This window comes from Flavobacterium terrigena, from assembly GCF_900108955.1.
Classification (GTDB): domain Bacteria; phylum Bacteroidota; class Bacteroidia; order Flavobacteriales; family Flavobacteriaceae; genus Flavobacterium; species Flavobacterium terrigena.
Genome location: NZ_FNYA01000003.1, coordinates 1 through 26,542, shown reverse-complemented (window position 1 = coordinate 26,542; position 26,542 = coordinate 1). Strand labels below are relative to the sequence as shown.

Annotated in this window: 16 protein-coding genes; 15 read left to right on the top strand and 1 reads right to left on the bottom strand. The window is 33.8% G+C overall.

The features are described 5' to 3' along the window. Positions 1-40: 40 nt before the first annotated feature. The 12 genes from porZ (at position 41) to BMX42_RS06650 (ending at position 16,052) form a co-directional block, all read left to right on the top strand. Positions 41-2,302 carry a type IX secretion system anionic LPS delivery protein PorZ gene (gene porZ, locus BMX42_RS06705; RefSeq protein ID WP_091310988.1) on the top strand — a complete coding sequence of 754 codons (2,262 nt, stop codon included), beginning with the start codon at positions 41-43 and terminating at the stop codon, positions 2,300-2,302. After that, positions 2,302-3,015: a DNA repair protein RecO gene (gene recO, locus BMX42_RS06700; protein WP_091310984.1), complete on the top strand. Its 714-nt coding sequence runs from the start codon at positions 2,302-2,304 to the stop codon at positions 3,013-3,015. Before porZ ends, recO begins: the two co-directional genes overlap by 1 nt. Positions 3,016-3,227: 212 nt before the next feature. Continuing rightward, positions 3,228-7,133, top strand: coding sequence for a PQQ-dependent sugar dehydrogenase (locus BMX42_RS06695; protein WP_091310981.1), 3,906 nt, complete (start codon positions 3,228-3,230; stop codon positions 7,131-7,133). A 207-nt stretch (positions 7,134-7,340) separates the two neighbouring features. Beyond that, positions 7,341-7,955, top strand: a complete 615-nt coding sequence (locus BMX42_RS06690) for a hypothetical protein (RefSeq protein WP_143055612.1) — start codon at positions 7,341-7,343, stop codon at positions 7,953-7,955. A gap of 170 nt (positions 7,956-8,125) precedes the next feature. Further along, on the top strand, positions 8,126-11,527 hold the full coding sequence (ileS, locus tag BMX42_RS06685) for an isoleucine--tRNA ligase (protein WP_091311739.1): 3,402 nt from the start codon (positions 8,126-8,128) through the stop codon (positions 11,525-11,527). Between the two features lie 8 nt (positions 11,528-11,535). Next, the gene (locus tag BMX42_RS06680; protein WP_091310973.1) at positions 11,536-11,916 is read left to right on the top strand and encodes a TraR/DksA family transcriptional regulator; all 381 of its coding nucleotides are present in this window, start codon (positions 11,536-11,538) and stop codon (positions 11,914-11,916) included. A gap of 82 nt (positions 11,917-11,998) precedes the next feature. Further along, on the top strand, positions 11,999-12,598 hold the full coding sequence (locus BMX42_RS06675) for a lipoprotein signal peptidase (RefSeq protein ID WP_091310969.1): 600 nt from the start codon (positions 11,999-12,001) through the stop codon (positions 12,596-12,598). Positions 12,599-12,868: 270 nt separating this feature from the next. Beyond that, on the top strand, positions 12,869-14,089 hold the full coding sequence (locus tag BMX42_RS06670; RefSeq protein WP_091310967.1) for an aminotransferase class V-fold PLP-dependent enzyme: 1,221 nt from the start codon (positions 12,869-12,871) through the stop codon (positions 14,087-14,089). A gap of 79 nt (positions 14,090-14,168) precedes the next feature. Then, complete coding sequence (locus tag BMX42_RS06665; RefSeq protein WP_143055611.1) at positions 14,169-14,669, top strand: uL22 family ribosomal protein; 501 nt, start codon at positions 14,169-14,171, stop codon at positions 14,667-14,669. Continuing rightward, positions 14,669-15,088 (top strand): SufE family protein, encoded by a 420-nt coding sequence (locus BMX42_RS06660; protein WP_091310961.1) that lies wholly within the window; start codon positions 14,669-14,671, stop codon positions 15,086-15,088. Before BMX42_RS06665 ends, BMX42_RS06660 begins: the two co-directional genes overlap by 1 nt. A gap of 50 nt (positions 15,089-15,138) precedes the next feature. Continuing rightward, a complete protein-coding gene (locus tag BMX42_RS06655; RefSeq protein WP_091310958.1) occupies positions 15,139-15,462 on the top strand; it encodes an SUF system Fe-S cluster assembly protein in 324 nt (107 codons plus the stop codon). A gap of 86 nt (positions 15,463-15,548) precedes the next feature. Beyond that, positions 15,549-16,052, top strand: coding sequence for a DUF2480 family protein (locus BMX42_RS06650; RefSeq protein ID WP_091311735.1), 504 nt, complete (start codon positions 15,549-15,551; stop codon positions 16,050-16,052). 59 nt (positions 16,053-16,111) lie between these two features. Here the strand turns inward: BMX42_RS06650 and hflX are convergent, their stop codons facing one another. Continuing rightward, positions 16,112-17,365 carry a GTPase HflX gene (gene hflX / locus BMX42_RS06645; RefSeq protein WP_091310955.1) on the bottom strand — a complete coding sequence of 418 codons (1,254 nt, stop codon included), beginning with the start codon at positions 17,363-17,365 and terminating at the stop codon, positions 16,112-16,114. Positions 17,366-17,525: 160 nt separating this feature from the next. On the opposite strand from hflX, the gene BMX42_RS06640 reads away from it, so the two are divergent. The 3 genes from BMX42_RS06640 to BMX42_RS06630 all read left to right on the top strand — a co-directional run. Then, positions 17,526-23,741: a choice-of-anchor L domain-containing protein gene (locus BMX42_RS06640; protein WP_091310953.1), complete on the top strand. Its 6,216-nt coding sequence runs from the start codon at positions 17,526-17,528 to the stop codon at positions 23,739-23,741. 66 nt (positions 23,742-23,807) lie between these two features. Then, positions 23,808-24,728: a PorP/SprF family type IX secretion system membrane protein gene (locus BMX42_RS06635; protein WP_091310950.1), complete on the top strand. Its 921-nt coding sequence runs from the start codon at positions 23,808-23,810 to the stop codon at positions 24,726-24,728. A gap of 24 nt (positions 24,729-24,752) precedes the next feature. Continuing rightward, positions 24,753-26,542 (top strand): OmpA family protein (locus tag BMX42_RS06630; protein WP_091310947.1); only part of this gene is annotated, 1,790 nt, incomplete at its 3' end.

The window sequence follows — 26,542 nt, the reverse complement described above, 5'->3', positions numbered from 1 at the left end:
TACGTTTATTGTATATTTGTAGTTCAAATTATTATTAAAAATGAAAAAATTACTTTCCTATTTTTTTTTAAGCGTTACGCTATTTTCTTTTTCACAACAGAAACTATGGAAAGGTTATTTTTCGTATAATGAAATTACAGATGTCTGTATTTCGCCTAGTAAAGTGCATTCTAGTACTAAAAATTCGGTTTTCAACAAAGATGTTTCTACTAATATTTTAACCACTTTTACTTCGGTAAATGATGTAAAACCAGATGAAATTACGGCCGTTTTTCAAACTTCAAACAAGTATACTTTAGTTGGTAATAAAAACGGTTTAATAATTATCATTAAACCGGATGGGACAACTTTAAACAAAGTAGATATTATTTCAGAAGTACAAGTTTCGGCCAACAGTAAAAGAATAAATGATTTTTACGAGTTTAATGGGAAAGTATACGTTTCAACACAGTACGGAATTACCGTGATTAAACTGTCTAATTTCGAAATAGAAGTTAGTTTTTACATTGGTAATACGGGTGAGAATATTGACGTTTTGCAAACCACTATTCTTAACGGCGAAATTTATGCCGTGACTAGAAATCAAGGAATTAAAAAAGCCACTTTGAGCAATCCTTTTTTATATAATTTTTCGCAATGGTCTGTTTTTAACTCATCAAATTGGCTAAGTATTGTTACGTTTAACAATCAATTAGCAGCTATGAATACGGATGGATACACCTACAGATTTTTAGGAAACACGCCACAACAATTTTCAAATCAGGTTGCTTCAGGTTTAAAATTAAGAACGGATAACACTTATTTAACTATTAGTAATCAATGGCAAATTTTGGTTTATAATCAGAGTTTTGCTTTAGTTAGTATTGTGTATCAAATTCCTAATTTCCCTGATTCATTTACTTGTGCTATTACTAAAAACGATAAATTATATATTGGCACAAAAAAAAGCGGATTGTTTGAAACTACTGTTGTTAATCCAACCGTTTTTACAAATATTTCACCAAACGGACCTATTGAAGATTATGCTTTTAAAGTCACAAAAACCTCTAATGATTTGTGGCTAACTCATGGGGCATATGATAGAACTTATGATCCAAATTATAAATTTCAAGGCATTAGTATTTTCAATAAAAACAATGGTTGGGGAAAAATACCAACGACAGAACTTCAAGGTGCTGTTTCTTTAGCAGCTGTTGCCCAAAATCCTAGAAATTTGAATGAAGTTTTTGTAGCTTCTGGTCATAGCGGTATGTTAAAGTTTACAAATAAAGCCAATGCTTTTCTATATAACCAAACTAATTTTTTAGAATCAGTTGGTTGGGCTCCGGGTTATATTTCAGTTCGAATAAACGGAATGAAATATGATAAAGACGGAAATTTATGGCTTACAAACGCCTTAGTCAATAAAGGTATCAAGGTTTTAAAAAGTAATAATACTTGGCAATCGTTTGATTTAAGCACAATTGTACAAAGTCCAGAATATGTTCAATATGGAAATATTGATATCGACAAAAATAGCACAAAATGGGTAGCAACTTATGGTCGTGGTGTCATCGCTTTTAACGAAAAATATAACAATAAGTACATTGTAATTAACCAAGAAGAAAGCAATTTACCAAGTAATGACGTGCGTTGTGTGGCTGTGGATAACAGAAACCAATTATGGATTGGTACTTTTACAGGTTTACGAATTTTAAATAGTGTAGATAGATTTATTTCTGAAAGTGAACTCACAACAACGAATATTGTAATTCAAGAAGGCGATTTAGCTCAAGAATTATTTTATCAGCAAGTAATTCAAGATATTAAAGTGGATGGTTCAAATAATAAATGGGTTTCCATTGCCGATGCTGGAGTGTTTCAAGTGAGTCCAAACGGACAAACTACATTGCGAAGATTTACGAAAGATAATTCGCCATTGCCTAGTAATAATGTTTTAGATATTGAAATTGATGAGGTTTCTGGAGAAGTATTTTTCGCTACAGATAAAGGTTTGGTTTCCTTTTTAGGTACTTCTACAAAAGGGGATGACGATCTACAAAATGTTTATGCTTATCCAAACCCAGTTCGTCCAGGATATTCAGGAACAGTGAAAATATCAGGATTGATGGATAAAGTCAATCTAAAAATCACAGATATTGAGGGAAATTTAGTTTTCGAAACCACTTCTTCTGGCGGAACTGTAGAGTGGGATACAACGGCTTTCGGGAAATATAAAGTGGCTTCTGGTGTCTACATGGTTTTTGTTACTTCTAGTGATGCTGCAGAAACGACCGTGAAAAAAATAATGGTAATTAGATAATGCAAATTAAAACGCAAGCCATTGTTTTAAGCGCGATTAAGTATCAAGAAAAAAGTTTAATTGTAAAATGCTTTACCCAATCTGATGGCTTAAAATCGTACTTCATTCCAAGTGCTTTTTCTTCTAAAAAATCGAATCAAAAAATAGCTTATTTCCAACCTTTAAATATTCTAGAAATAGAAGCCAATCATAAAAATAAAGGCACTTTAGAACATTTTAAAGAAGTTAAACTCGCTTACAATTATCAAAATATAAATACAGATATTGTTAAAAGTTCGATGGTTCTTTTTCTGTCGGAAGTCTTACATAATAGTATTTTTGAAGAAGAGAAAAATGAAAACCTATTCTCTTTCATAGAAACCTCTTTAATGTGGTTAGATACGCACGATACCATTTCAAATTTTCACCTTATTTTTCTGTTGCAATTAACTAAGTTTTTAGGTTTCTATCCTCAAATGCAAGAAACCGAAGCGGCTTATTTTGAAATGATTGATGGTGTTTTTTCACCATTTCAAGGCACAAGTTGTTTAAACGAGCACGAAACGCTTTTATTGAAGAAATTGATCAATTTAAGGTTTGAAGACACACAAAAGAACTTTCATAAAGAAGAAAGACAAGTGCTTTTAAAGATATTATTAGATTACTATTCGATTCATTTACAGGGTTTTAAAAGACCAAATTCATTAGAAGTATTAAAGGAAATTTTCAGTTAAAAACACTCTAAATTCTTAAAATGTTATTTCTTAACAAAAACTTAAAAACTTAAATAAAAATCATATTTTATAGGTTATTTGTGAAATAATTTCAAGTAAACTAAATTTTTGTTGATAAATTAAAAAAAAGAAGTAACTTTATTTCAAAGTTTAAGCTATGGGATTTTTTATAGTTTAAATCAGCCCCGCTTTTCTTCATAAATCCTAAATCTATGAGAAAAATCTACTTCTTTTTATTTGTGTTTGTCACAAGTTACAATTTTGCTCAACCGCCAGTTACTAGTGGTTCAAATTGGTCAGTTTCAAATTTAACACCAAACAATGCTCTGAATTTTCCAACAGAAATTACCTACGGACCAGATGGTTTTTTGTGGATTACGGAAAGAGTTGGAAAAAAAATGGTTCGGGTGAATAAAACTACTGGCGCCATTTTTACTATGATAGATTTGTCGGCTCAAGTATATCAAGCGGGTGGTCAAGATGGGCTTTTAGGTTTTGCTATTCATCCAGAACTCTACACCAATATTGCCACTACAACCAATAACTATGTTTTTATTGCTTACACTTATAACAGTGGTGGAAGAAAATTGCGAATTTCTAGATTTACCTTTAATAATGCGACAAAAACATTGGGAAGTGAATTGACATTATTACAAGGAATGCCAGCCAGTAATGATCATAATTCGGGAAGATTAATTTTTGGACCCGATTTAAAATTATACTACTCTATTGGAGATCAGGGAAACAATCAATTTGCCAATGCATGTTCGCCTATTTTAGCTCAAAACCTACCTACATCTACTACTGATTATGCCAATTATCCGGGTAAAATTTTACGAATAAATACAGATGGAACTATTCCTACAGATAATCCAACTTTAGCAGGTGTTAAAAGTCACGTGTATACTTATGGACATAGAAATCCGCAAGGACTTGTTTTTGCGCAAGACGGAACTTTATTTTCTTCTGAACACGGGGCAAAAGTTGATGACGAATTGAATAAAATTATTCCAGCAAAAAATTATGGATGGCCACAAATTGCAGGTTATTATGATAATATGGCTTATACCTATTGCAATTGGAGCACCGCTTCACCATGTAATGCTGGAAGTTTTTCAGATGATGTTTGTGCGGCTGGTGTCACTCCACTTACGGAATATAATTCCTATCCAAATGGACCGTCAGCTAATTTTATGCCTCCAATTGGAACCTATAATAGCACCGTTTCGGTTGTTCCTACTGGTGGTTTTTTGGGTTGGCCAACTGTTGCACCAGCAAGTATTGATATTTACGAATTAAATAAAATCCCAAATTGGGGAAGATCATTATTAATTCCGACCTTAAAGAAAGGAACAATTTATAGAGCAAAATTAGCACCAGATGGTAATTCTGTTGTTGGTGATACGTATGAAATTTTCCATTCTTCCAATGATAGATACAGAGATGTAGCACTTGATCCAGATGGCGTAACTTTTTATGCAATAACTGATAATTCTGGTAGCACTTCTGGACCTTCCGGCTCAACAGCTGTAACTATTGTAAATCCTGGTGTTATTGTAAAAATTCAGTATACCGGACCAACCGTTACAAGTCCACCAATTGCGAATTGTCAGAATGTAAATGCGGTTTTAGATGTAAACGGTTCGGTTGCAATATTACCAAGTCAAGTCAATAATAATTCTACAGATGATGGTACAATTGTTTCATACACTTTAGATAAAAATACGTTTAATTGTTCGCATGTTGGCTCACCTCAAACGGTCTATTTAACTGTAGTTGACAACCAAGGTGGAGAAAGTTGTTGTTCGGCAACCGTTACCGTAAATAACAATCCTGCATTTATAACGCCAACTGGATTGTCGGTTCCAACAGTAACAAATACAACAGCAACTTTGCAATGGAACAATCCAACTTTAGCTACAGTTGAAATTAGATACAGACCAATTGGAACTTTAAATTGGACACATGTTACAAGTCTTTCTAATACCATTGTTATTACCGATTTATTACCAGGCACAAACTATGAAACCCAAATACGAAGAGTGTGTTTAGAAAATGTTTCGCTTTATTCCTTACTTGTAAATTTTACGACGGCTTCCAATTCCTATTGTGCAGTCAGTGGAATTAGTACAGCCGGACATAATTATATTTCTAATGTTTTATTAAATACAATTAACAACGCTTCAGGAAATAATTCGTATTCCGATTTTACAGGAATTTCAACTTCACTTTCAGCAGGAACTTCATATAATATCACTTTTACAAAACCTTCTATTGGAAATGGGGCAAGAACTTGTGGTTTTTCTGTTTGGATAGATTATAATAGAGATGGTGATTTTGCTGATTCGGGTGAAAGAGTAGCATTTACTTCCTCTTTAATAGCAGCAAGTGCAACAACTTGTGTACTCAATTTTACAGTTCCAAATACCATCACAATTGGGGCTACTAGAATGCGAGTGGAATGTATGCAAACCGGAACTCCAACTGTTTTTTGTGGAGCAATTCATGCTTCAAATCCGTCAGAAGCAGAAGATTATACCATTAATTTGGTTTTACCTTGCGGAAATTTATCAACTACTTGGAACGGAACTACTTGGAGTAACGGATTACCATCAAGCAATAAAGAAGTAAATTTTACAGGTGATTATTCTTCAAACGGAATTGTGGAAGCTTGTAGTGTGAATGTAAGCGGAACCGCTAATGTGGTTTTTAGAACCAATCACACATTGGAAGTCACTAATGCCGTAGTGGTTGCTCCTGGTGCGAGTTTAACTTTTGAAAACAATGCGAGTTTACTTCAAATTAATTCGAGTGCCAATACAGGAAATATTAAAATTAAGAGAAATTCTACACCGCAAATCCGACAAGATTATACCGCTTGGTCATCTCCAGTTATAAACCAACAATTACTAGCGTTTTCTCCAAACACATTGCCAACACGATTTTACGAATATCTTTCAACAGGTATGACCACTGCAACTGCTTATCAATCCATTGTACCAACAAATAATTTTGTGCAAGGAAAAGGCTATATGATTCGTGTAGATAACAATTGGTCGTCAATAATTCCAACTGTTTACAATGGAGAATTTAATGGCGTTCCGTTTAACGGCAATGTTTCACAAACACTTGGAATAGGTTATAATTTATTAGGAAATCCGTATCCTTCACCTTTAAATGCGAGAGTATTTTTATCAAACAATTCAAATATCAATACACTTTACTATTGGACACATACAGCGGCAGCGGTTGGAGGTTTATATTTAGTTAATAATTACGCAGCTTTTACTGTTTTAGGAGGAGTTGCATCAGCAGCTGGAGGCGCCATTCCTTTAGATTATATTCAAGTTGGACAAGGATTTTTTGTAAACACCGCGACTGGTGGAACAGCAAATTTTAATAACAGTCAGCGCACTTTTGGTTCTGCAAGTCCACAATTTTTTAAAACAAATACTGCTGAAGAGAAACATAGAATTTGGTTAAATCTAAACGATGAAAACAATAATTACAACCAAATTTTGTTGGGTTATATTGACGGTGCTACAAACGCCATTGATGCTTCAGATGGTTTGATTTTGGATGCATCTCAGTCGCTACTATATAATCTTATTAATAATCTGAAATATGTTATTCAAGGTCGAGAATTGCCTTTTATAGATACTGATGTGGTTCCTTTAGGTTTGAAAATTAATCAAAGCGGAACATATTCTATATCGTTTGAAAATGCAGATGGAATCTTCACATCCCAAAACATCTACTTAAAAGACAATTATACAGCAACAATTCATGATTTGAAACAAAGCCCTTATAGTTTTACTTCTCAATCTGGAGATTTTTCAGATAGATTTCAAGTTGTTTATAAAAATGACTTATTATCAATTAATGATGAAAGTGATATTTTAGTGTATTCCAATTCAAATGAAACCGTTATAAAATCTTCCCATGAAAACATTAAAGAAATATTGGTATTTGATGTTTTAGGAAGGAAACTATACGATTTTCAAAACATTAACCTAAATACTTTTCAGATCAATAAATTAACTACTCAAACTCAAACCCTACTAATTAGGGTCGTTTTAAGTTCTGGAAAAGTGCTCACAAAAAAACATGTTCAATAATTTTAAATCCCTCAATTACAATTGGGGGATTTTATTTTTATTAAAATACTGTAAAACAGATGATTGTGTGCTATTTGTCGATTTTTTATTAACGTTTAACTCTGTTTGTTGACATTTAACTATTTTAAATGCTTTGTACCGAACAATTAATGTTTTTTTAACATAATATTATTAATTTCATATCATAAACGTTAAAAAATAATGATTATGATAAAAAAACTCCCCCTAACAGCCCCTTGCATCATTTTATTACTTTTCACACAATTCAATTTTGCACAAGTTGGTATTGGAACTACTAATCCTCAAGCAACTTTACACGTACAAGGAAATTTACGTGTCACAAATACTAACAACACCACTACTTCAACTCAGTTATTGGGAAATTGTGCTCAAGGCGATGTCACTTCAATAAAAGTCGGAGACGGATTGTTATTAAAAGACAATGAGTTATCTGCTACTGGAGCTGGATCCCCAACAAGATATAAAATTGCCAACATTCCAATCACAACAACTGCTCCCAATCAAAATTTTGACAACATGAATTATGACTTAAATGGCGCAAATGCTGATGTGGTTATTTTCAGATTAGCCGCTGCTCATAATTTTACGATTTCAGGCATTTCAGGTGGAACAGACGGAAGACATATTATAATTTATAATTCCAACCCCGTAAATCTTACCATCAACAGTATGAGTTCTTCAATACCTGCAAATACTATTGATACCTTAGGTTCTGCAACAGCCACTTCTGGAGTAGGTACATTGGAGTTAGTATATGATGGAACTTTAGCAAAATGGATTGTAATTAACATCAGAAATTAAAATGGAATTAGTCAAGAAGAACTATTTTATCGAACAAATTTTTTAAAAACCATTACTTGTCTCAAAAGTGATGGTTTTTTTTATTCCTGTATAAGCAACTTTTATCGTTTACCTTTTGCCTTTTATCTTTAAATCATTACTTTCGCAGATTGATTTTAGAAAGCGACAAAATGAGCACAAAATTTACTGAATACAAAGGACTTGACTTGCCAACAGTAGCATCAGAAGTTCTTGATTTTTGGAAAAAAAATAACATCTTTGAAAAAAGTGTAACTACTCGTGAAGGAAACCAACCGTATGTGTTTTTTGAAGGACCACCTTCGGCAAACGGATTACCTGGAATTCACCACGTGATGGCGCGTGCGATTAAAGATATTTTTTGTCGTTATAAAACTCAAAAAGGATTCCAAGTAAAGCGTAAAGCAGGTTGGGATACTCACGGTTTACCTGTAGAATTAGGTACCGAAAAAGAATTAGGCATCACCAAAGAAGATATCGGAAAAACCATTTCCATTACAGAATATAACGAAGCGTGTAAAAAAACCGTTATGCGTTATACAGACGTGTGGAATGACTTGACCGAAAAAATGGGTTATTGGGTCGATATGGAAGATCCGTATGTGACTTACAAATCTAAATACATGGAATCGGTTTGGTGGTTGCTAAAACAAATTTATAATAAAGATTTGTTGTACAAAGGTTACACTATCCAACCGTATTCACCAAAAGCAGGAACAGGCTTGTCTTCTCACGAAGTCAATCAACCAGGTTCTTATCGTGATGTTACGGATACGACTGTTGTAGCGCAATTTAAAACCAAAAATGAAACGCTTCCAAGTTTCTTACAGAATTTTGGAGAGGTTCATATCTTAGCTTGGACAACAACACCTTGGACATTGCCAAGTAATACGGCTTTAACGGTTGGACCAAAAATCGATTACGTTTTAGTTGAAACCTTCAATCAATATACATTCCGACCAGTAAAAGTAATTTTAGCGAAGAATTTAATTGGAAAACAATTCGGAAAAGGATTTTTTGCTTCAATTGAAGCTTCTGATTTCGAAAATTTCAAAGAAGGTGATAAAAACATTCCATATCAAATCTTAGCTGAAGCAAAAGGTGCTGATTTAGTTGGAATTCGTTACGAACAATTATTGCCATTAGCGTTACCATATCAAACGCCTGAAAATGCATTTAGAGTAATTTCTGGAGATTTCGTTACTACGGAAGATGGAACTGGAGTAGTTCACACTGCCCCAACTTTCGGAGCTGATGATGCGAAAGTAGCTAAAGAAGCTACACCAGAAGTACCACCAATGTTGGTTTTAGACGAAAATGGAAATGCAGTTCCTTTAGTGGATTTACAAGGAAGATTTATCCAAAATTTAGGTGAATATTCTGGAAAATACGTAAAGAACGAATATTATAATGATGGAGAAGCGCCAGAACGTTCAGTTGATGTTGAAATCGCCATCCAATTAAAAGAAGAAAATAAAGCCTTTAAGGTGGAGAAATATGTGCACAGTTATCCACATTGTTGGAGAACAGACAAGCCAATTTTATATTATCCGTTAGATTCTTGGTTTATTAAAGTAACTGAGGTTAAAGATAGAATGTTCGACTTAAACGAAACCATCAACTGGAAGCCAAAAGCAACTGGTGAAGGTCGTTTCGGAAATTGGTTGAAAAACGCAAACGATTGGAACTTATCTCGTTCAAGATATTGGGGAATTCCATTACCGTTATGGAGAAATGAAGAAGGAACGGAAACTATCTGTGTCGGTTCTGTAGAAGAGTTATATAACGAAATTGAAAAAGCAATTGCCGCTGGTTTCATGACCGAAAATCCATTCAAAGGATTCGAAATTGGAAACATGGCAGAATCAAATTACGATTTGGTTGATTTACATAAAAATGTAGTTGATGAAATCGTATTAGTATCCGCTTCAGGCAAACCAATGAACCGTGAAAGCGACTTAATTGATGTTTGGTTTGATTCTGGTTCGATGCCTTATGCACAATGGCATTATCCTTTCGAAAACAAAGATAAAATTGACGAAAACAAAGATTTTCCTGCCGATTTTATTGCAGAAGGAGTAGACCAAACTCGTGGTTGGTTTTATACGTTACACGCTATTTCGACATTAGTTTTCGATAAAGTAGCGTATAAAAATGTAGTATCTAATGGTTTAGTGTTAGATAAAAACGGACAAAAGATGTCGAAACGTTTAGGTAATGCTGCCGATCCGTTTGATACTTTAGCAGAATATGGTCCAGATGCCACACGTTGGTACATGATTTCAAATGCCAATCCGTGGGATAACTTAAAATTCGATTTAGAAGGAATTGCTGAGGTTCGTAGAAAATTCTTCGGAACTTTGTATAATACGTATTCTTTCTTTGGTTTATATGCGAATATTGACGGTTTTACGTATAGTGAAGCGGAAGTTCCATTAGCAGAAAGACCAGAAATTGACCGTTGGATTTTATCGGAATTACATACTTTAATTCAACTTGTGGATGAAGCGTATGCCGACTATGAACCAACACGTGCAACAAGAGCTATTTCCGACTTCGTACAAGAGAATTTAAGTAACTGGTATGTTCGTTTATGTCGCCGTAGATTCTGGAAAGGTGAGTACGCACAAGACAAGATTGCAGCTTATCAGACGCTTTATACCTGTTTAGAAACGGTTGCTAAATTATCGGCACCAGTTGCGCCATTCTTTATGGATAGGCTATATAAAGACCTGAATGCCACGACTAACAAGGAAAGTTTTGAAAGTATTCACTTGGCAAACTTCCCTATTTCAGTTGAAAACTTTGTTGATAAATCACTAGAAAGCAGAATGCAGAAGGCGCAAACGATTTCTTCATTAGTTTTATCATTACGTAAGAAGGAAATGATTAAAGTACGTCAACCTTTACAAAGAGTAATGATTCCAGTACTTGATGAGACTTTCAAAGCGGAAATTTTAGCGATTGAAGACTTAATTAAGGCGGAAGTTAACGTTAAAGAAATAGAATTATTAGAAGACGCTTCTGGCGTTTTAGTGAAGCAAATTAAGCCAAATTTTAAAGCTTTAGGACCACGTTTTGGTAAAGACATGGGCTTGATTGCCAAAGAGATACAAGCTTTTTCGCAAGAACAGATAAATGAATTAGATAAAACGGGCGAAATAACAATTGTTAGTTCAGAAAAAAGTATTACTTTAACAATCGAAGATGTAGAGATTTCGTCTCAAGATATCCCAGGTTGGTTAGTAGCCAATTCGAACGGAATTACAGTTGCATTAGATATTACAATTTCTGATGAATTACGTAAAGAAGGGATAGCGAGAGAGTTAGTCAATAGAATTCAAAATATCCGTAAGGATTCTGGTTTTGAAGTTACAGATAAGATTAAAGTTCAGATTCAAAATAATGATATCATTGAACAAGCCGTAACCGCAAATTTATCGTACATAAAATCAGAAACACTTACAAATGAACTAATTTTTGTATCAGAAATCAATAATGGTACGGAAATTGAGTTTGATGAGCTAAAAACAATAATATTAATTTCAAAATAATCGAAATTATGGTAGATGAAAAAATACGATTCTCAGATGCAGAATTAGCAGAATTTAGAGAGCTAATCAATTCAAAATTAGATAAAGCTAAAATCGATTTAGATTTGATAAAGAGTGCTTATTTAAATGATTCAAATAATGGAACTGACGATACTTCGCCAACGTTTAAAGCTTTCGAAGAAGGAAGTGAAACAATGAGTAAAGAAGCGAACTCGCAATTAGCTATTCGTCAGGAAAAATTCATTCGCGATTTAAAAAACGCTTTAATACGTATTGAAAACAAAACGTATGGCTTGTGTAAAGTAACAGGAAAATTGATCAATAAAGAAAGATTAAAAATTGTTCCTCACGCCACTATGAGCATCGAAGCCAAAAATTTACAGCGTTAAAAACGTTAATAAATATATAAACGCTCCTTATGGGGCGTTTTTTATTAGTTAAAATTCCTACTTTTGCACAAACCATAAAAAAATGAACTTAAAAAAAGCCTATTTATTTGTATTTCTAATCTTATTAATTGATCAAGTAAGTAAATTATATATAAAAACGAATTTCTATCTTAACGAACAAGTAAAGGTGTTCGATTGGTTCAGAATTTACTTTGTGGAAAACGAAGGTATGGCTTGGGGTGCAGAAATTCCAGGTGAATATGGAAAATTGTTTTTAACTGTTTTTAGAATTTTTGCTGTCGGAGGAATTTCTTGGTGGTTAAATGATTCTATCAAAAAAGGTCTATCTAATTATTTAACTTTCGCGATTACTTTAATTTTAGCGGGAGCTGTTGGAAATATTATCGATTCGGTATTTTACGGAGTAATTTTTAACGATAGTTCTAGTCAAGTTGCGACAATGTTTTCGAACGAACCTTACGGAACTTGGTTTCACGGTGAAGTAGTAGATATGTTATATTTTCCAATTATTAAAGATATTCCAATGCCAGAATGGGTGCCGCTTATTGGAGGAAAACCATTTACTTTTTTCAATGCCATTTTTAACATTGCCGATGTAGCCATTTCAACAGGATTTGGTATTTTGATCGTATTTAATAAAAGATGTTTTAAAGAAGCATAAGAACAATATAATAGTAATAGAACCAGTTAAATTTAAGTGTTTAACTGGTTTTTTTGTTTTTTCATTTCGACTAAGGAGAAATCACACAATCTAAATACTTTATGAGATTTAGCTTCGCTGAACTTACGTTTCTCCTTTACGGCGAAATGACAAACTGTGCGTTTAGTTTGTTTAAGTAAATTCAAAAATTGCATTTTTAACTAGATTTTAATCTTTATTTATTCCTATTTTAAATAATCATATCGTAAATTTGCCACAAATAGTTATGATATGTTCGATGTTCAGAAAATAAGAGCACAATTTCCAATATTGTCACAAACCGTAAACGGAAAACCATTAGTGTATTTTGATAACGGTGCGACTTCGCAAAAACCTCAAGTAGTAATTGATAGTATTGTCGATTATTATTCAAAATATAACGCTAATATTCATCGTGGAGTTCACACGTTGAGTCAATTAGCAACGGATGCTTATGAAGAAGCGCGTTTCAAAATTCAAAGACATTTTAATGCGAAACACTCTTACGAGATTATTTTGACTTCTGGAACAACAGAAAGTATCAATTTAGTTGCGAATGGTTTTGCTTCTTTATTACAAAAAGGAGATGAAATTATTGTTTCGGCATTAGAACATCACAGTAATATTGTGCCTTGGCAAATGTTATGTGAACACACTGGTGCAACTTTAAAAGTAATTCCTATGAGTATTCATGGTGAATTAATTATGGAAGAATACGATAAATTATTATCAAACAAAACCAAATTAGTTTGTTGCAATCATATTTCAAATGCTTTAGGTGTTCTAAATCCTATTGAAGAAATTATTTCAAAAGCGCATGCAGTTGGAGCAGCAGTTCTAATTGATGGTGCGCAATCTTGTCCACATATTAAACCAGATGTTCAAGCATTGGATGTTGATTTTTATGCGACTTCTGCACACAAAATGTGTGGTCCAACTGGAGTTGGAATGTTGTACGGAAAAGAAGAATGGTTACGAAAATTACCACCATACAAAGGCGGTGGAGAAATGATTGCTACTGTGACTTTCGAAAAAACGACGTATGCTGATTTGCCTCATAAATTTGAAGCCGGAACACCAAATATTTGTGGTGGAATTGCTTTCGGAGCGGCGATTGATTATATGAATGAAGTAGGTTTTGATAATATCGCTAAACATGAACACGAATTATTGATTTACGGCACAAAAAGATTACAAGAAATTGAAGGTGTAACGATTTATGGTCCAACGGATTTAAATAAAAAAGCTTCGGTTATTTCTTTCAATATCGAAAATATTCATCCATATGATATTGGCACGATTATAGATAAACTAGGTATAGCGGTGCGTACCGGACATCATTGTGCGCAACCAATTATGGACTTTTTCAAAATTCCTGGTACGATAAGAGCTAGTTTTGCTTTTTATAATACTAAAGAAGAAATTGATATATTTGTAGAAGCCGTTAAAAAAGCAAAAATGATGTTGTCTTAAATGAACTAATCAACACATAACATATACTTTTCGTAAAAGAAAAACTTATATGACTTATATGTTTAAAAAAATTACAGATATGAAAGTATTTACAATATTAGCAACTATCGCCATTACAATTACGAGTTGCAACTGTCAAAAAAAAGCAACAGATTCTTCTGGTGTTGCGACAAATAGCTCAGAGGTAAAAAACGCAGTTATAAACAACAAAACACAAAGCACTGTGCCAACTATTTATTACGAAGCAAACACTAGAGGGTTTTTTATGGCTGTTAAGGTAGAAAATCAATTGTTATACACCTCTAAAGAAAGAGATTTTAAAGCCTATTCAAGTGAAATGAAAATTTCAGATGCAGATTGGAAGGAAATTTCTGCTTTAGCGAATGCTGTTGATTTAGAAAAAGTAAAAGACATGAAATGGCCAACAGAAAAAAGATATTATGATGGTGCGCCACATGCTAATATTATTTTTGAATCTAAAGGTGTAAAATATCCAGCCAATGGTTTTGATCATGGTTATCCGCCAGTAGAAGTGGAGAAGTTAGTTAATAAAATTTTAAGTTTAGTTCAAGATAAGTAATGAATATTAAAGAAATACAAAACGAAATTGTTGACGAATTTTCAATGTTCGACGATTGGATGGAACGTTACGAATACATTATTGAATTAGGTAAGGGCTTACCCATAATTGAAGAGCAGTACAAAACAGAAGATAATATTATTAAAGGTTGTCAATCTAAAGTTTGGGTTCATGCTGAAGAAAAGGATGGAAAGGTTGTTTTTTCAGCTGATAGTGATGCTATTTTAACGAAAGGAATTATTGCGATATTAATTCGTGCTTTTTCCAACCAAACTCCAGCCGCAATTTTAGAAGCAAATACTGATTTCGTGGATGAAATTGGATTAAAAGAACATCTTTCTGCCACTCGTGCCAACGGTTTGGTTTCGATGATTAAAAAAATAAAAATGTACGCTTTGGCATTCGAAGCAAAAAATTAAAACAACAAACACATAGTGCCTTCGTGCCTTTGTGGCAAAATAAAATAAAAATGGAAGAATTTAAAGACGAAATAAACTTAGGCGAAAGCGTTGTACAAGCATTAAAAGGAATCTATGATCCAGAAATTCCTGTTGATATTTACGAACTAGGTTTAATTTATGATGTAATGATTAACGAAGACAATGAAGTTAAAATTTTAATGACATTAACTTCTCCAAATTGCCCTGTTGCCGAATCTTTACCAAAAGAAGTGGAAGAAAAGGTGCAAAAAATTGATACAATTAAATCTTGTGAAGTAGAAATTACTTTTGATCCGCCTTGGAGCAAAGATTTAATGAGTGAAGAAGCAAAATTAGAATTAGGAATGCTTTAAATCAGTTTACGGTAAGCAGTAATTAATTGCAAACTGTAACTGACCCAAGCAAATGCGAACGGAACGAAGTTAAAACTGAGACTAAAATGAGTGAAATAGTAAATAAAGTTGCCAATAGTAAGTTAATAGTTTTCGATTTAGAAGATTATTATCCAGATGATCATGTGATTGCATTAGACATTTCGCAATGGTTGTTTGGTGGTTTTATTTTAAAAGAAACGGAATTTAGAGAACAATTGAAAAATACAGATTGGTCTTTGTACGAAGATAAATATGTAGCTTTATATTGTTCGGAAGATGCGATATTACCAGCTTGGGCATATACTTTAGTTGCGGTTCATTTAGCGCCTTTTGCTTTAAAAGTCATTCATGGTGATAAGAAAATAGCGGTTATCGATTGGTATCAAGACATTTTAAACAAATTAGATTACACAGAATTTTTCGAGAAACCATTAATTTTAAAAGGTTGTTCGAAGAAAGATGTACCAAATGAAATCTACACTTTAGCGATTCAAAAACTAATGAAAGTATCTAAAAGTATTATGTTTGGCGAAGCGTGTTCAGCGGTTCCATTATATAAGAAGAAATAATTCTAAAGGATAAAATAAAGAAACCAGTCAATTTTAGTATTTGACTGGTTTTTTTTATTTTATTCGATATCTTCATTTTCGTCTTCATCGTCTTCATTTTCAATAACATCTTTATAATCTGGATATAAAAATTTATTATAAGGAAAACGACTGATGTGAATTTCTCTTACTGCACTATAAATTTTTTCTCTAAAAGCTTCAAAGTTTAATTTATCTGTTGCAGAAATAAATAATGTATTGTTTTCTCCTAAATTACTCATCCACGTTCTTTCCCAATCTTGAAGTGAGAAATTCTTAGTGGTTTTTTCAATAGTTTCATCGTTTTCATCAATCTTTACATACTTATAAGCATCAATCTTATTGAAAACCATTATCGTTGGCTTGTCGGCGCTTTTTATGTCTAGTAAAATCTTATTTACCGCAGCAATATGATCTTCAAATTCTGGATGTGAAATATCAACCACATGTAATAGTAAATCGGCTTCTCTAACTTCATCTAGTGTACTTTTGAATGAGTCTACCAATTGCGTTGGTAATTTTCTAATGAATCCAACCGTATCCGAAAGTAAGAAAGGTAAATTTTTAATTACCGTTTTTCTAACTGTAGTATCAAGTGTTGCGAAAAGTTTGTTTTCCACAAAAACTTCACTTTTTCCAACGGCATTCATCAAAGTCGATTTTCCAACATTCGTATAACCTACCAAAGCCACACGAACCATAGCACCACGATTGCCTCGTTGCGTTGACATTTGTTTATCGATAACCTTAATTTTTTCTTTTAGTAACGAAATTCGATCACGAACAATACGTCTATCCGTTTCAATTTCCGTTTCCCCAGGTCCACGCATACCAATTCCACCTCGTTGACGTTCTAAGTGAGTCCACATTCCTGTTAATCGAGGTAATAAATACTGACATTGCGCCAATTCTACTTGAGTTCTTGCATAAGAAGTTTCGGCACGTTGTGCAAAAATATCTAAGATTAAATTCGTTCGGTCTAAAACCTTACAATCTAATTCTCTTGTAATGTTTTTTTGTTGTGAAGGCGTTAATTCGTCATCAAAAATCACAGAATTAATATCGTGTTCTTTAATATATGTTTTAATCTCTTCTAATTTTCCGGTTCCAACAAATGTTTTTGGATGAGGTTTATCGGTTTTTTGAGAAAACCGTTTAACGACCTCTCCACCAGCCGTAAATGTCAGAAATTCCAACTCATCCAGGTATTCGTTTAGTTTTTCTTCATTTTGGTTTTGTGTAACAATCCCAACAATAGCGGTCCTTTCAAAGGTATGTTTTTCGATTTCTAACATAGAAAATATAAAATATTAACAAAAATAGTCGATAATTTTCAATAAATAACAATGCTGTTTTTTATCGATTTTTACTGTATTTTATCGATTAATTTAGCTTAGGGACATATACTCATTACATTTGTTAATGAATATATAAACTTAAACAAACACAAATATAATGAAAAAAGTACTACTATTATTATTGTTTATGTTCGCTGGTTTGAATGTTTTCGGTCAAGAAAATTTTGAAGGAGGAACATTCCCGCCAACTGGATGGACATTTTTTGAAACAGGTGCAGGATCACCTACCGGTCCAAGTTGGGCAGAAACAAGTGTAGCAACATTAACTTATGGTGGTGTTGGTAAATCGGCATATCTTAATAGAGAAAATGTTACTGATGGGACATTTGCTATTGACTGGTTGGTTACTAACCTAATTACTGTTCCTGCAAATGGACAATTACGTTTTTTTACAAAAACGGTCCAAAGTGGAAATCAATTAAGTTTATTTGATATAAAAGTATCAACTACTTCTCAAACTAACCCTACAAGTTTTACCAATGTTATTTCTTGGGACGAATCTTCGTTAACTTCAACTGCCAATGTTTATGAGGAAAAAGTTGTTGACTTAGTAGCTTATGCAGGACAACAAATTTATATTGCATTTGTTATGACAAATGACAATGGTGACAGGTGGTTAATTGATAATATGAACATTGTACAAAAATGTAATGCTCCAATTGGGCCATTAACTACAGCGAATGAATCTACTTCAACAGCAAATTTAAGTTGGGGTACACCTCCTGGAATTACACAATGGGAAGTTGAAATCGTTCCTTTTGCAGATACATTTGATAATATTCCGAATCAACCAATAGCAAATACTAACGTTAACTTTTTAGCTACGGGTTTATTACCAAATACATTATATAAATTTCAAGTTCGTTCAGTTTGTACAGGCGCTTTAAATAATTATCCAAGTGATTGGTTCGGACCAAGAAGTTTTCAAACAGCATCTTTTGGAGATACTTGTGCGGGTCCAATTATAGTTGGAGGTCTTACAGATCCACTAGACCCAGCTACATTTGTTCCTGGATTATTACCTTATGCAACAAATGATAACACGGCGAATTATATCGATTCTAATGATATTCAGCAACCACTAACTTGTAGTGGATCGGCACTTAATTTCATGCAAGGAAATGATGTTTTTTATTCATTTACTCCAACATTTACAGGGAATATTGCTATAACATTATCACCAACTAATACCAGTTCAAGTATACATGTTTACAGTGCGTGTCCAGGATCTCCTGGTGCAACTTGTTTAGCTGGAGTTGCAAATAATAATTCTAATCCTAGAACTATTCTTCCATTTCCAGTAGTAGCGAATACTACATATTATATCATTATATCTTCAAGTTCGGCAAATCAAACGGTTGGATATACTTTAAATATCGAACGCGTTTTTTGTAACCAACCAACTGCTTTAACGGCTACAAATATTACTACTACCTCTGCAGATTTGTCATGGGCAAATAACCCAGGGACTATAGCATGGCAAGTAGCATTAGCACCTGCGCCTTATGGTGTACCAACTGGACCTGGAGTACCTGCTGCTAATCCATATTTAGCTACAAGTTTAGTACCAGGTGTTGTTTATCAATACTATGTAAGAGCAGATTGTAATGATGGTAATTTTAGCCCATGGGCTGGACCATTTACTTTTGTTTTACCTCAAGTTGCTACTGCTTTAAACTTTACAGATGGCCTTGAAACATTAACAGGTTGGACATTAAACAACGGAACTCAATCAAATAAATGGGCCGTAGGTACTGGTATTAATAATGGAGGAACACATTCACTATATGTTACTGATACCAATGGAACAACAAACACTTATAATATTACCGCAACATCTACAGCTCATGCTTATAAAGATTTTATAATTCCTGCCGGAGCTACTCAATTAGATTTTACTTTTGATTGGCGTTCAAATGGAGAAACTGGTGCAGATTATTTTAGAGTTTGGACTGTTCCAACTTCTACAGTGATTACTGCCGGAACTCAAATTACAACAGCTCCAGCAACTCCAAATAAAATCAAGGTTGGTAATGATTTTGCTTCATCTTCAACTTTTACAACACAAAACTATACACTTAATGCTGTTCCTTATGCTGGCAGTACGATGCGTGTAGTTTTTGAATGGAGAAATAATAATACACTTGGAAATCAACCTCCAGCTGCAATTGATAATATAAAATTAAATTTAGTTCCTTGTCCGAAACCATTGAATCCGACAATTACTAATATTAATTATAATAACGCCCAAGTTAACTGGGCAAATGGTGCCACAGAAACGCAATGGGAAGTTATAGTTTTACCAACAGGTTCACCAGCACCAACTGCAGGTTCTGTGGGTGTACCAGCCGGAACAAATCCATTTATAATTACAGGATTAACTTCTGTAACATGTTATGATGTTTATGTAAGAGCAGTATGTTCTCCAACAGAAGTTAGTTTCTGGTCTACAGTTGCTACTTTCTGTACAACTCCACACTTTTGTGCAGGAGATCATTTTTATGACAATGGAGGAGCAGCAGGAGATTATACAAACAATCAGAACAACGTTACTACAACAGTTTGTCCTGATAATGCAGGAGATGTTGTAACAGTAATTTTCAATCAGTTTAATGTAGCTGCTGGAGATGTTTTAGTGATCAGAAATGGTAATTTACCAACTTCACCAGTTCTTGGTACTTATACAGGAACTACTTTACCACCTTCATTTACGGCAACTAATGCTAGTGGGTGTTTAACATTTACATTTACGTCAAATGCTACGATAGTTAGTCCTGGATGGGATGCTACAATTTATTGTACACCACCAATCACATGTCCAAAACCAACTACTTTAACAGTAACAAATATTACTACTACATCAGTTCAATTAAACTGGACTGAAGCAGGAACTGCAACACAATGGGAAATATTGGTATTACCATTAGGTTCACCTGTACCAGCTCCAGGAACTCCAGGAACTTTAGTTAGTACGAATCCTTTTACTTGGACACCATTAACACCAGGTACTGCATATACTTTCTTTGTTAGAGCAATTTGTTCTCCAACAGATGCAAGTTTTTGGTCAAATGGAGCCAATTTTTATACTAGACCAACAAATGATAATTGTGCTACACCATTAACTGTGCCAGTAAATGCTGATATGGCTTGTACAGTTGCTACAGCTGGAACAATTACAGGAGCTACAAATTCGGGTTTACCTACTTCAACATGTGGAGGTACTACTGATGATGATACTTGGTTCTCATTTACAGCTACTTCGGCAACACATATCATAAACTTTAATGATATTGTAGGTACAACTACAGATTTAAGTCATGCTGTTTATTCTGGTTCTTGTGGTGCATTGACATTATTCTACTGTGATACAAATAATTTTAGTTATAACAATGCATTTGTTATCGGTCAAACCTATTATATAAGAGTTTGGTCTGAACCAACAGCTCCAAATCAAGTTGTTAATTTCAATGTTTGTATTAATAGAGTGGGACCTCCAATTTTTGCAGAAAATTCATCAACTGTCGCCGCGCCTACAACATATACAGTGGCACAGCTTGTAACGGATGTCTTGGTTACTTCACCATGTGGAATTGTTTCAAACATTACGTCTTCTACAGGTTCAAATTTTGGTCAACAAAATGGTATTGGATATTTTAATAAAAATGGTTCATCATTCGGATTAGATGAGGGTATTATTTTAGCAACACGTGAAGCAAATAAATGTGATGGACCAAATGATGGAAATAATGATGCTCCTGCTGGATGGCCAGGTGACGCTCAGTTACTTTCTTATATGCAATCTTTAGGAATAGATCCAGGGTTAAATAGTTATAACAACTCTTCAATTTTAGAATTTGATTTTGTGCCAATTGCTGATCAAATAAAATTTGATTTCATCTTTGCTTCTGATGAATACGGAACTTACCAATGTTCATTTTCTGATGCTTTTGCGTTCTTCTTGACAAATACAACAACAGGTACAACTACTAATTTAGCTGTTATTCCTGGTACAACTCCACCAGTTCCAGTGGCAGTAACAACAATTAGAAATACGGATTATAACTCAGGTTGTGGTTCTGCTAATCCTACTTATTTTGATAAGTTTTATGGTGATGGAAACCCACAAGATGGTTTACCAGATGTAATTGACCCAACTAACTTTAAAGGTTATACAATACCAATGTCTGCGACAGGAACGGTTATACCAGGTCAAACTTATCATATGAAATTCGTTGTAGGTGATAGAAATGATGGATTATTTGATAGTGCGGTTTTCTTAAGTAAATTTGATATTGGAAGTGTTGATTTAGGAACTGATTTAACAGTTAATGGAAACAGTGCTTTATGTGCTGGTCAATCTTATACTATTAATAGTGGATTAACAGCACCACCATATGGATTTACATGGTATTACATGGCTCCTTCTACTTCAACATTTGTTGAACTTACTGGTCAAACAGGGCCAACATTAAATGTTACGTTACCAGGAGAATACAAATTAGTAGCGCAATACGTAGGGTCATCTTGTGTAGGTGAGGATACAATCGTGGTAGAATTTTACCCAGATTTAGGTCTTTTAACACCAGAACCAAATGACATGACAATTTGTACGGCAAACCCAGTATTTGATTTAACCCAAAATACTGCTGTTGTTACGGCTAATTTTACTACACCGTCAGATTATCAAGTTACTTATTATTTAACTGAAGCAGATGCTGCTGCTGGAACAAACGTAATTCCAAACCCAAGTACATATACTAATGTAACTAACCCACAAACTATTTGGGTGAGAATTTATAACACAATTACGTTTTGTGCTGGAATTAAAAATTTCGAAATTGAAGTTGTTTCACCTCCTACAGTTGATATTACTTACAATAGTGCTCCTTACTGTTTTAATGATGGAGTTGCAAACGTTACACTAACTGGTGCTGCTGGTGGAAGTTTTTCAATAGCTGGAAATCCACTAAATATTTCAATTGATAGTAATGGAACAATAACTTGGACTGACCAAGTTACCCCAGGATCATATACAATTGATTATGCAATTGGTTCTGGAGCATGTTCTGCAAATGATTCATTTACTATAAACATAAATGCTCCAATAACTGCGGCATTTACAAGTAGTGACGTTACTGTTTGTGAAGGTAGTTCTGGTACTATTGCGGTTACATTCTCTGGTACTCCTGGTGCTACTGTAACTTATAATGATGGGACTTCAAATCAAACTATATTTTTAGATGCCACTACTGGTAATGCAACATTTAACCATACTGGTGGAACTAAAACATATTCTTTAGTTAATGTAATTTTAGGAAATTGTACACAAGCTTTAACTGGAACTGTAGTTATTACAATTAATCCACTGCCACAATTTACTATTCCTGCTAATTTAACATTTTGTGCAGGAGCATCAAATACAATTTCTGTTAATCCTATTAACTTTAATTTAAGTGATGTGACTTATGCATGGACATTTAATAACAACCCATTACCAGATATTACTTCTTCAATTGTTGTTAATCAATCGGGTACTTATGGTGTTACTGTAACTACTGCGCAAACTTGTTTTAGTACTCAAACTTGTGTGGTAAATTCTATCGCAATGCCTGTTGCTGATGTTTTATCAGATGTAAATTATTGTGATCAATATGTATTACCAGCATTAAGTCCTGGAAATTCATATCATACTGCTGCAAATGGATTAGGAACTCAATTGAATGCTGGTGATGTTATTACAAGTTCTCAAACTATTTATATCTTTGCTCAAACTGCTACTACACCAAACTGTACAGATCAAAGTGATTTCGATGTAACAATTGTTAATTCTCCTGATTTTGATATAACAGGACAATGTGAAGGAAATGAATATGTTTTATCTGTTAGTATTAGTAATCCTCAAAACTATAGCTTCGTATGGATGAATAGTTCAAACATAGTGGTTGGAACAAATTCAAGCACACTTGCAATAAGTAGTCCTGATACTTATTCTTGTACGATTACTAATTTATCTGGTTTTGTTTGTTCAACACAAGTATCTAAGTTATTTAACAATGTTACTTGCGACATCCAAAAAGGTATTTCACCAAATGGTGATGGTTCTAATGATTATTTAGAGTTAGTTGCTAATAAGGTTGAGATTTTCAACAGATATGGTAAGGAAGTTTATAGTAAAACGAATTACAATAACGATTGGCATGGTCAGTTTATGGGCGGAGGCGAGATGCCAGACGGAACATACTACTATGTTATTGAGTTAGCATCTGGAGATATGAGAACGGGTTGGATTTACATTAATAGAGAGCAAAAATAAGAAAGAGAATAATTCTACTCTTTTATCAAGGCGGTAAAAGAGTAGTTTTTATTAAACAACATCAATATGAGAAAAATATATTTAGGTTTATTGTTGAGCATTGGATTCTTTTCAGAAGTATCTGCGCAGCAAGATCCACATTATACACAATACATGTATAATATGAGTGTAATGAATCCTGCATATGCTGGTAGTAAAGAAAGCTTATCATTAGGGCTTTTACACAGAAAACAATGGATAGAATTAGAGGATGCACCCACAACAAGTACTTTTTTCGGACATAGTCCAGTAGGAAAGAATGTAGGTTTAGGATTGTCTGTAATTTCAGATAAGATTGGACCAGTTGAAGAAAACAATATTTACGGTGATTTCTCTTACACTTTAAAATTAGGAGGCGAGCACAAGTTAGCCTTAGGGATAAAAGCCGGATTAACTTTGCATAATGTTGATTTTCAAACAAAAATTGCAAGTACATTACCAGATCCTGGGGATGATGCTTTTTTATCAAATATTAGCAATAGTTATTTTAATTTTGGTTCAGGAGCTTTTTATTATACTAATAAATACTATTTTGGATTATCAGTTCCTAATATGTTAAAAGCTAGCCATTTAGATTATAAAGGTAGATCATACGGTAATGAAACTAGCCACTACTTTTTCACAGGAGGTTATGTGTTTGACATCAGTCAGAACATAAAATTCAAACCATTTTTTATGGCAAAATCATCGTTTGAAGCGCCAGCTTCTTGGGATGTTTCAACAAACTTTATGTTTTATGATAAATTCGAAATTGGCGCAACTTATAGGTTAGATGACAGTTTTGGAGCTATGGTAAATTATGCCATCACACCATCATTAAAAATTGGTTACGCATACGATCATATCGTTTCAGATTTAAAAGTAACTACACCATCATCTCACGAGGTAATCTTGTTGTTTGATGTTAACTTTAGTAAAAAAGTATCACGTTCACCACGTTATTTTTAATCTATCCAACCAAGAAAAATACATATGAAAAATATATATATACTAGCAGGTGCGTTATTTCTTTCAACAGGATTGATGGCACAAAATAAAGACACTAAAGAAGCGGACAAATTATACGACAGATTGGAGTATGTAGATGCAGCTAAGGCTTATTCGAAATTAGTTGAGAAAGGCAAAGCCGATGGATACATATACAAACAATTAGGAGATAGTTACTTCAATGTTTTTAATACAAAAGAAGCGGTAACGTGGTATGCAAAAGCTGTAGAAACACAACAAGATGCAGAAACACACTTTAGATATGCTCAAATGCTAAAAGCAGAAGGGAACACTAAAGCAGCCGATGCACAAATGGAGCAATTTGCAAAAATGCAACCAAACGATGCTAGAGCGAAAGCGTTTAAAAACAATCCGAACTATTTAGCACAATTAAAAAATCAGAGTAAGCAATACGAGGCTGTGAAATCAGATGTAAGTAGTGATAAAGCTGATTTTGGAGCGGTTTTAACGAATAATAACGAAGTGTTTTTTGCCAGTGCTAGAAACACAGCAAGAAGAGAAAGTGGTATGGACGACCAACCGTATTTAGATTTATACAAAGCAACAAGAAACGCAGACGGAACATTAAGTCAAGCTACAGAAGTTACAGAACTAAATACAAAATGGCATGACGGACCAGCAGCTATCACCTCAGATGGAACAGCAATGTACTACGGAAGCGAAAGTTTTAACGAAAGTGAATTCCAAAAGGACAAAGCAAAAAAGTTAAAATTCGGTCAAATTTATTTGTATAAAGCAACAAAAGCAGAAGGAGATAAATGGGGGAATTCAAAACCATTACCATTTAACAGCAAAGAGTATTCAGTAAGAAACCCAAGTATCAGCAAAGACGGAAAAACATTATATTTTTCTTCTGATATGCCAGGTGGATTAGGAGGAGAAGATATTTGGAAAGTAAGCGTGGATGGTGATACATATGGAACACCAGAAAACTTAGGAGCAAATGTAAACACAGAAGCAAACGAGAGTTTTCCATCGATCCAAGATGATAACATTTTATTCTTCTCATCAAACGGAAGACAAGGTTTTGGTGGATACGATACGTTCAAATACAACACCAATACAAACGAAAAAGCGAGCAATCTTGGTGCGCCAGTTAACTCACAAAAAGATGATTTCGCGTTTTCATATAACTTACAAAAGAATGTAGGTTACTTCTCAAGTAACAGAGATGGAAATGATGATATTTTCCAAGCTAACGCGGTTTGTGGAGTAGATGGAACAGTTGTTGTAAAAGATGCTGAATCAGGAAAATTACTTTCTGGAGCAAGTGTTACTTTAGTAAACAACAAAGGAATCGAAAAAGGAAACCAAGTTTCAAACGAAATGGGAGAAACGAAGTTCGGTATGGATTGTGAGCAAGTTTATAATTTCAATGCTTCAAGATCTGGATATGAAAACGGAACGGCTTCAATGGAGAAATCTCAAAACGGACCAAAAACGATTGTGGTTAGTTTAACACCAATCAAACCAATCATTACAGAAAGAGAAGTTATTTTACAAGCTATTTACTTTGAATACGACAAATCTAACATCACGGCTCAAGGTGCAGAAGAGTTAGATAAATTGGTAAGAGTAATGAACGAACATCCAAACATGGTTATCGATGCGAAATCGCATACGGATAGTCGTGGATCAGATAACTATAACTTAAGATTATCGGACAGAAGAGCAAAATCTACGGTTCAATACATCATTTCAAAAGGAATTGCTAAAAACAGAATTACAGGAAGCGGAATGGGAGAAACGCAACC

What these genes read in the sequence shown, in the direction of transcription:
- porZ (WP_091310988.1), top strand. Translation starts at nt 41, where the DNA reads ATGAAAAAATTACTTTCCTATTTTTTTTTAAGCGTTACGCTATTTTCT.
- recO (WP_091310984.1), top strand. Translation starts at nt 2,302, where the DNA reads ATGCAAATTAAAACGCAAGCCATTGTTTTAAGCGCGATTAAGTATCAA.
- BMX42_RS06695 (WP_091310981.1), top strand. Translation starts at nt 3,228, where the DNA reads ATGAGAAAAATCTACTTCTTTTTATTTGTGTTTGTCACAAGTTACAAT.
- BMX42_RS06690 (WP_143055612.1), top strand. Translation starts at nt 7,341, where the DNA reads ATGATAAAAAAACTCCCCCTAACAGCCCCTTGCATCATTTTATTACTT.
- ileS (WP_091311739.1), top strand. Translation starts at nt 8,126, where the DNA reads ATGAGCACAAAATTTACTGAATACAAAGGACTTGACTTGCCAACAGTA.
- BMX42_RS06680 (WP_091310973.1), top strand. Translation starts at nt 11,536, where the DNA reads ATGGTAGATGAAAAAATACGATTCTCAGATGCAGAATTAGCAGAATTT.
- BMX42_RS06675 (WP_091310969.1), top strand. Translation starts at nt 11,999, where the DNA reads ATGAACTTAAAAAAAGCCTATTTATTTGTATTTCTAATCTTATTAATT.
- BMX42_RS06670 (WP_091310967.1), top strand. Translation starts at nt 12,869, where the DNA reads ATGTTCGATGTTCAGAAAATAAGAGCACAATTTCCAATATTGTCACAA.
- BMX42_RS06665 (WP_143055611.1), top strand. Translation starts at nt 14,169, where the DNA reads ATGAAAGTATTTACAATATTAGCAACTATCGCCATTACAATTACGAGT.
- BMX42_RS06660 (WP_091310961.1), top strand. Translation starts at nt 14,669, where the DNA reads ATGAATATTAAAGAAATACAAAACGAAATTGTTGACGAATTTTCAATG.
- BMX42_RS06655 (WP_091310958.1), top strand. Translation starts at nt 15,139, where the DNA reads ATGGAAGAATTTAAAGACGAAATAAACTTAGGCGAAAGCGTTGTACAA.
- BMX42_RS06650 (WP_091311735.1), top strand. Translation starts at nt 15,549, where the DNA reads ATGAGTGAAATAGTAAATAAAGTTGCCAATAGTAAGTTAATAGTTTTC.
- hflX (WP_091310955.1), bottom strand. Translation starts at nt 17,365, where the DNA reads ATGTTAGAAATCGAAAAACATACCTTTGAAAGGACCGCTATTGTTGGG.
- BMX42_RS06640 (WP_091310953.1), top strand. Translation starts at nt 17,526, where the DNA reads ATGAAAAAAGTACTACTATTATTATTGTTTATGTTCGCTGGTTTGAAT.
- BMX42_RS06635 (WP_091310950.1), top strand. Translation starts at nt 23,808, where the DNA reads ATGAGAAAAATATATTTAGGTTTATTGTTGAGCATTGGATTCTTTTCA.